Origin of the sequence: Spirulina subsalsa FACHB-351 (assembly GCF_026130165.1) — a bacterium.
Taxonomy (GTDB): Bacteria; Cyanobacteriota; Cyanobacteriia; order Cyanobacteriales; family Spirulinaceae; genus Spirulina_A; species Spirulina_A subsalsa_A.
In genome coordinates this window covers 1-7470 of the sequence record NZ_JAIHOM010000172.1, presented here as the reverse complement: position 1 = coordinate 7470, position 7470 = coordinate 1, and the positions used below count along the sequence as shown (strand labels likewise).

Sequence of the window (7470 nt, the reverse complement as noted above, 5' to 3'; positions counted from 1 at the left end):
GGGGGGTGCTAAAATTCTTTCAAACTATTGATTTTTCGAGGTTCAGCGCACTCGGTGTGGTGTGTTGCCTTCCGTTGCGCGCATTTACCAATATATCCACTTCTCCCTAGGTTGTCAACCCTTTTTTTTAAACTTTTTTTTTATCCATCTCTTCATGGGCTGCAATCCCCTCCGCATAAGCTTTTGCGCCATATTTCAACATTGACAATACATCTTGATTTTTGCTGATGGTGGCTAAAGCTGCTGTGTTGCTTTTCCACTCCGATCTAAAAAGACGGGGCTATTAAGCTCCCGTCTTAATGCTGTGTTAGTATCCTAAAGTTAGGGAAGAGGGATGGGGGAAATCCCCCACTCAATCTTTTTGATTCTAAGCTAGGATTTTAATCATCATAGATTCTGCACTCGGCAGCATCTGGATTATCATCACAGTATTTCTCAAACGAGTTTTTGGGTTCTTTCACCTGTTGGTGAGCCGCTTCTGCTTGTAATTCCTCGACCGCATCCCAAGCTGCGGCACAATCTGCCGAGGTTGCGCCCTCTGTACTGCAAACGGCTCTAGCCTGTTCGCGTTCTTTTTCAATTTGTTCGTGAATGTTGTTATTGGCCATTATTTTTTGCTTCTAATTCCTGCTACAGGACTTTAACGCTCCTCTGCCTAAAGGCGAGAGGATTCTTAGGTTAAGGATTCCACTTAAATTAGATACCTTGCCGGGTCTAGTTCAGAGGTGGTTCTCTCCCCAAGCGTTACGTTCGGTGCGCCCCACCCTAGGTCAACTGTGACCATTGTGGCATACTCCCATATAAACAGCTATGAGGTATATCCCTTGAAAGGGTCTGAATTCCAGAGAATGGAAGACCGGACCTCTCTCCTGGAAAAACAGTTTCGACTCAATCCATGATTATTCTAGCGGATTCTTCAGAGTAGGGAGACTTAAAAGGCAATTTTGGATAGATTTTGCGAGAACAGAGGACTGAAACTAACTCCGACCTCGTCTCCGACGGCTTCGACTGTGACGACTGGTGGACACGTCATATTCCAAGGCTGCGCCCATAGCGAATAAGACCCCACTAAACACATAAAATACCTCTAATAGTCCCCCGCTTTCGTAAGGCTCGGAGAGGGTGGTTGCATATTTAAACCACATATCTGCAACATATTTGGCTAAAGCGGCGGCGGCAATCATGCGCCAAGATTGGGAAAAACGTCCGCCCCAAAAGGCTAATAATAATGTTGCGGCAATAATCATTAAGCCCACATCGGCGATCGCATAAAATAGATTAACTGGACGGGAGAAGACCGCCAGAAAATCATCTGCTGCCTTTACCCAGCTAGGAACTTTATCATAGGGGTTTTCTTCCGCTTCTGGTGCGATCGCCGGAGCCGAGGGTGTAGGAGCAGCAACCCCTTCCCCCTCTATTGTTTCCACCGTCTCGGTTTCCCCATCCACTTCTACATTTTGGGCGGTTGAGACACTCAACCACACCGCGAAAGCAATGCCCACAATCGCCACTAGCACAATCACTCCCCACTGTTTGGGGTCTAAATTCACCCGTCGCGGCAAGACGGCCAAAACCATCCCCCAACCTAAACAGACTGTAAACGCTACATAAAACAAATCGGCCGGGGAAATTTCTGGGTCAAGCCCAAAATATAACTCCCAAATGCCAAAAATAATATTCCCCAAGGTGAAGGCGGTAATCCCCAAAAATATAAAAAACCAGACACTGCTCCCCGATGCAATTTGAGGGCTTTTCCAGTTGCGGTAACACAACACAGAAGCCAAGATAAAGGGAAAGGTTTCTAAAATGTAGGTGCCAATTAAATACCAAAAAGGGCTTTCTTGTCCGGGTGGCGTGATACTAAACAATAAGAAAAATAACACCGTGAAAAAGGACCAAGCAATACCCGCTATCACTACATTGGCTCCGGTCAGGAGATTATTGATTTCAACGGGTTTCGGGGAAGTTTTGGCTTTAGGCATGGGTGATTAAACTCGGTAGATTCCCACTGGTTAAGGATTAATGTTCAGTTAACAAAATATCTTATCTTGTGATTTTGGAGTTGTTCAATCCATTCATTCAAATCTCCTTGGTACTCACACTCAAACCCCGACTTTAACCACTCGGAGAGATTGACCTCGGGCAGTTCCACCACTTCATTACAGACCAAGGGATTAAACCCTTGGCTCAAAAGTGCCCAGAACAGACTCCGAATGATATCCAGCAAGGTTTTCACCCAAAATTCTCGATTCCCCGGCACGCCAATTTCTTGGACAATATCCATTTCGACCCACATTTTATGAGCGCCGAAGTGAATTTGTGCCATCCATTGGGAACGGGGGAGATGGGTGGGGGAGGTAATCAACTTAATATGTTTTGCGCCCCAACGTTTTAAAATAGGGACACTGTAGACGAAATTTTGAAAGGTATTTTGGGCGCATTTTTCCAGCCAGACATTCTCAAGGGGGGCGTTACTGCGTTGGAAGAGGAGCAAAACACAAGGATCTTTAGACCCATTAGAAATCAAAATGGGGATATTGGGGTATTGATGGGCGAGTTCTGAGACATACATTTCCCGGCGAATACTGCCACCGAGGACAAAAATGGCATCAATGGGCTGATGGGAGGCATTTTGTAGGGCGGGAATCAGACTAAATCCCCAGCCTACGAGAATGACCCCGAGACTAGAGAGAATTGCTAGGATAATCAGTCGCCATCGTTTCATGAGAATAGCTGGAAAGGGGGGATTAAGGAAGTTCTAGAACCTCGCAGGGCGCAAACCGACTCACAGGGCAGAACTTGTCCGCCTATCTTACTTCCTCAGCTAGAGCTTGGTTAAGGGTTTGTTTGTCTTTGAATTCTGCCCAGTCTGTATTATTCATGATTTTCCGCATTAAATAGGCTAGGGCATAGTCGCCGTTAGGATGACTCATGAGATGGTCGGCTAAATCGAAAATAATTTGGGCTAATTCTGGACCTAATTTATCAATCATGGTTTGTCTCTCGGTTTGGAGAGACTCTTGTTCCCGGATTTGCATTTGCCACTGACGGTCAAAAAATTGTTCAATCGAACTACTTAAACCCAGCTTGGTTAAGATTTCCCACTCTCCGGCATCGCACCATATCCCCTCACAGTGGGGACAGCGTTCGACAAAAAAAGGAGGTTGAGTTTTAACGGCCGCTCGGGAGAGATACCGACTACATTCAGGACATAATCCTGCTCGACTGTCGAGGGTAGAGGGTTTAAAGCTAGAGTCAACCCCTTGGAGGAGAACATCGGGGGTCGCTGTTTTAGGGGGGTGTTGCAGTTGCCACTGTTTATAGATGTCACCCGAGAGCCAGCGTCCTTGACACTGGTCACAACAGAGAGCGGAGATATCCCCTAATTGCTTTTCTTGCAGAATCGGTTGTCTGCATTTCGGACATTCCACGGATTCGTTTTCCTCCATAAATTTCACCGATTGCCCCTTATTTTAAGGGGTAGGGGGCAGGATGGAAAAACAGTTTTTCGGTTGAGGGGGAATTACGGAGAGGAGTTCAAGAATTGCTGACAAAACTGCTGGAGTTGATCGATACGCTGACGGCAGAGTACCAAGCGCTGGGAAAAGGTTGCTTTTTGGCGTGATGCTTGCAAGAATAAGACATCGGTCTGTAGTAACCTCAGAGTGCGATGGATCTCGGTTAGAAGAGATTGTTGACGGGGTGCGATCGCCAGATTTTCAGCTTCCAATTTCTCTAGAGATAGGTTTTCTTGAACAATGGTTTGCAGTTGATGATAGTGCAAATGCACTTGTTTGAAGTCTGGATCCGTCAATTCTATAGACTCTTTTAATGTGATTAGGGCTTTCAAAAATTGTTCAGATCCGTCACGATAAGGGGAAGACGACATACAATGTGGTTAAAAACAAGAATACACCTGTTACCACTATACTGGAAGTCTTCCAACAAGTGCATTTGTTTTAGCGCCTTGGCACTGTTTTAATTCATTTGCACTATACTGTTCTCAATCTATTCTGTCTTCGGTTTTTCCTCTGCTCTGTTAGCTTAAGCGTTCATCTGTATTCAGAGTGTACATTCAGAGTTTAACCTTTCCCGATTGTTCCATCTGGGCTAATATTGGGAACTCTGAAGTTACATCAATTTCATTTTTACTGTAATAACCCGACTGGTTTATTTTCTGCACTGATTTTCCCTTCAAATTTGGGACACTGCTCTGTCACTAATTTCTCGAACTCATTTCTCTCACAGATCAAGTCATTATACCCTTACCGCCCTATCTTTGGAGTCGCCATGAATGTATCTACACTTACCCAAAATGCGCTAGTTAATTCTACTCATCTTCCCCCAACTGTTCCTATTGTTCCGGGAAAAGTTGAATTTGAGGTGGAATTGCCCGGTTGGTTAAATCGTTACTTATTGTCCTATCAGGAAAATTCTGATGCGGTACCGGATCCGGATATATCATTAATTTGTCGGGCGTTTATGTTTGCCTATACCCTCCATGAGGGACAATACCGCAAGTCAGGAGAGGCTTATATTGCCCACCCTGTGGCCGTGGCCGGATTGTTGCGGGATTTAGGGGGAGATAGTGCTATGATTGCGGCAGGTTTCCTCCATGATGTAGTAGAAGATACGGAGGTAACGCCCGAAGAAATTGAGGAGCGTTTTGGTTCAGAAGTTCGGCAGTTAGTGGAGGGGGTAACAAAACTTTCGAGTTTTAATTTTTCCAGTAAAACAGAACGGCAGGCGGAGAATTTTCGCCGGATGTTTTTAGCTATGGCGCAGGATATTCGGGTGATTGTGGTCAAGTTAGCTGACCGTCTTCACAATATGCGCACGTTGGAGTATTTACGGCCTGAGAAACAGAAAAGAATTGCTCAAGAAACGCGAGAAATTTTTGCACCATTGGCGAACCGTTTAGGGATTGGTCGTTTGAAATGGGAGTTAGAGGATTTATCGTTTAAGTATTTAGAACCCGCCGCCTATCGAGAAATTCAAGAACTAGTAGCGGAACGCCGGATCGACCGGGAAGAACGGATTAGTGATGTGATTGCCTTGATTCGGGAGCGTGTAGGGAGTTTAGGAATTAAGATTTTAGAGATTCAGGGTAGACCGAAGCATCTCTACGGGATTTATAAAAAAATGGATCGTCAACAAAAGGCGTTTCATGAAATTTATGATATTGCGGCGGTACGCATTATTACGGACACGAAAGATAGTTGTTATCGGGCTTTAGCGGTGGTGCATGATTTATTTAAACCGATTCCGGGGCGGTTTAAAGATTATATTGGCTTACCGAAACCGAACCGTTATCAGTCTCTACATACGACGGTGTTGGGAACGACAGGACGACCGTTAGAAATTCAGATCCGCACGTTAGAAATGCACCATATTGCGGAATATGGAATTGCGGCCCATTGGAAGTATAAAGAGGCGGGAGGATCGGACTTTACGCAATTGAGTTCTGATGATGAAAAATTCACTTGGTTGCGTCAGTTGTTAGAGTGGCAAAATGATCTCAAAGATGCTCAAGAATATGTAGAAAATTTGAAGAGCAATCTGTTTGAAGATGATGTTTATGTGTTTACGCCTCAAGGGGATGTTATTTCTTTGGCGCGGGGAGCAACGGCGGTGGATTTTGCCTATCGCATTCATACGGAAGTGGGCAACCATATGAAGGGGGCGCGGATTAATGGCCGTTGGTCGGTGTTGGATAATCAACTGCAAAATGGCGATATTGTGGAGATTATTACGAGTAAAAATAGTCACCCTAGCTTAGATTGGTTGAATTTTGTGGTGACACCGAGCGCCCGGAATCGGATTCGTCAGTGGTATAAGCGATCGCACCGGGATGGAAATATGGCCCGAGGCCGGGAGTTACTAGAGAAGGAACTGGGTAAAAATGGTTTTGAAGCCCTGTTAAAGTCTCACCCCATGCAGTTGGTGGCGGAACGGTTTAATTATCAAGGGGTGGATGATTTGTTAGCGGCTTTAGGCTATGGGGAAGTGACGCTCAATGCCGTGGTGAATCGTTTGCGGGATGCGGTGAAAGCCCAGCAAACCCTCTCAGAACCCCCTTCTTTACCCCATGAGTTGACCCAGGTCCAAATGCGGGCGACTCAGCCGGAAGTCTGTAGCAATGCCCCCATTGCAGGGGTGGAGGGTTTGTTACATTATATCGCGGGCTGTTGTAGTCCCATTCCGGGGGAACCGATTTTAGGGGTGGTGACGCGGACTAAGGGGATTTCTATTCACCGTCAGGGCTGCCCGAATGTGGAGAAGGTAGAGGGCGATCGCTTGATTCCGGTGAGTTGGAATCCTGTGGCACAACAGGGGCGTTGTCAGACCTATCATGTCAATATCTCGGTGGAAGTGATTGATCGGGTGGGGATTATGCGGGATATTCTGGCGAAACTGAGTGATCAGAATATTAATGTGACGAATGCCAATGTGGTGACAAACCCCGGAAAACCAGCCGTGATTAACTTGGGGATTGAAATTCGCGATCGCCATCAATTAGAACTGACCTTTAACCATATCCGGCAGATGAGTGATGTGTTAAATTTACGTCGAGTCAGTGAATGTAGTGAGGACTAAAATCTGAGGGGTGCTGGTATTGCTCCCGGTGGGGGACAGTTGTAACTCCCCTAGAATCCCTTAAACTGTCGCGACTTAAGCCCCCTTGCCCCTGCTTTAACTGTTGATGCTTCGCTTGCTTCTACCCCTTTTATCATTCTGCCGTCGGCGTGGTACTTTCTTCCTCCTCGCCGCCTTAACCTGTTTCCTCACCCTCCTACCCCTAGGGGGGCTAGCCCAGAGGACTCCTACCCTCCCTCGGGATATCCAAGGCCACTGGGCGCAACAGTGTTTAGCCCATATTGTGGAACAGGGGGTTATGAAACCCTTTGCCGATAGAACCTTTCGCCCCAATGTTCCCATGACTCGGGGGGAATTTGCCACGGTGATTAATCGGGCTTTTCCCGATGCGAATCCGGTGAGAATTTTCCAACCAGACCGCTTTATTGATATTCCCGATGGGTATTGGGCGATCGCACCCATTCGCAACAGTTACGAAACAAACTTTCTCTCCGGTTATCCCAACCGCCAATTTGCCCCCCTACAAAACATTCCCCGGGTTGAGGTGATTGTGGCGATCGCCTCCGGCTTAAACCACTACTTCCCCCGCAACCCCACCGACTTCATCCTCAACAACACCTTTGATGATGCCGCCAACATCCCCCGCTATGCCCATGACATCATCGCCGCCGCCACCGAACAAGATTTAATCGTCAACTTCCCCAACACCCGGCAACTCAACCCCCGTCAACTCGCCACCCGGGGAGAAATCGCCGCCCTACTATGTCGCGCCCTCGGCGATTCCACCTTACTCCCCCCCCAATACATCGTCCGCAGTCCCACCCCACCCATCCCCAACTTCCTCCCCCCACCCCCCAGCAGTCCGCCACCTAT

Annotated in this window: 7 protein-coding genes; 2 read left to right on the top strand and 5 right to left on the bottom strand. The window is 47.0% G+C overall.

The genetic code is table 11. The annotated features are described in order from the left end of the window. Positions 1 to 380: 380 nt before the first annotated feature. The 5 genes from K4A83_RS21120 to patD form a co-directional block, all read right to left on the bottom strand. Positions 381 to 608: a Calvin cycle protein CP12 gene (locus tag K4A83_RS21120; RefSeq protein WP_265266682.1), complete on the bottom strand. Its 228-nt coding sequence runs from the start codon at positions 606 to 608 to the stop codon at positions 381 to 383. Positions 609 to 977: 369 nt separating this feature from the next. Continuing rightward, positions 978 to 1982, bottom strand: a complete 1005-nt coding sequence (locus K4A83_RS21115; protein WP_265266681.1) for a hypothetical protein — start codon at positions 1980 to 1982, stop codon at positions 978 to 980. A gap of 44 nt (positions 1983 to 2026) precedes the next feature. Next, positions 2027 to 2725 (bottom strand): YdcF family protein, encoded by a 699-nt coding sequence (locus tag K4A83_RS21110; RefSeq protein ID WP_265266680.1) that lies wholly within the window; start codon positions 2723 to 2725, stop codon positions 2027 to 2029. Between the two features lie 82 nt (positions 2726 to 2807). Beyond that, positions 2808 to 3449, bottom strand: coding sequence for a zf-TFIIB domain-containing protein (locus tag K4A83_RS21105; RefSeq protein WP_265266679.1), 642 nt, complete (start codon positions 3447 to 3449; stop codon positions 2808 to 2810). 74 nt (positions 3450 to 3523) lie between these two features. Then, positions 3524 to 3889 carry a heterocyst frequency control protein PatD gene (patD, locus tag K4A83_RS21100; RefSeq protein ID WP_265266678.1) on the bottom strand — a complete coding sequence of 122 codons (366 nt, stop codon included), beginning with the start codon at positions 3887 to 3889 and terminating at the stop codon, positions 3524 to 3526. Between the two features lie 401 nt (positions 3890 to 4290). On the opposite strand from patD, the gene K4A83_RS21095 reads away from it, so the two are divergent. Both K4A83_RS21095 and K4A83_RS21090 read left to right on the top strand, forming a co-directional pair. Further along, positions 4291 to 6597 carry a RelA/SpoT family protein gene (locus tag K4A83_RS21095; RefSeq protein ID WP_265266676.1) on the top strand — a complete coding sequence of 769 codons (2307 nt, stop codon included), beginning with the start codon at positions 4291 to 4293 and terminating at the stop codon, positions 6595 to 6597. A gap of 106 nt (positions 6598 to 6703) precedes the next feature. Next, on the top strand, positions 6704 to 7470 hold a 767-nt coding region (locus K4A83_RS21090; protein ID WP_265266675.1), incomplete at its 3' end, for an S-layer homology domain-containing protein.

What these genes read in the sequence shown, in the direction of transcription:
- K4A83_RS21120 (WP_265266682.1), bottom strand. Translation starts at nt 608, where the DNA reads ATGGCCAATAACAACATTCACGAACAAATTGAAAAAGAACGCGAACAG.
- K4A83_RS21115 (WP_265266681.1), bottom strand. Translation starts at nt 1,982, where the DNA reads ATGCCTAAAGCCAAAACTTCCCCGAAACCCGTTGAAATCAATAATCTC.
- K4A83_RS21110 (WP_265266680.1), bottom strand. Translation starts at nt 2,725, where the DNA reads ATGAAACGATGGCGACTGATTATCCTAGCAATTCTCTCTAGTCTCGGG.
- K4A83_RS21105 (WP_265266679.1), bottom strand. Translation starts at nt 3,449, where the DNA reads ATGGAGGAAAACGAATCCGTGGAATGTCCGAAATGCAGACAACCGATT.
- patD (WP_265266678.1), bottom strand. Translation starts at nt 3,889, where the DNA reads ATGTCGTCTTCCCCTTATCGTGACGGATCTGAACAATTTTTGAAAGCC.
- K4A83_RS21095 (WP_265266676.1), top strand. Translation starts at nt 4,291, where the DNA reads ATGAATGTATCTACACTTACCCAAAATGCGCTAGTTAATTCTACTCAT.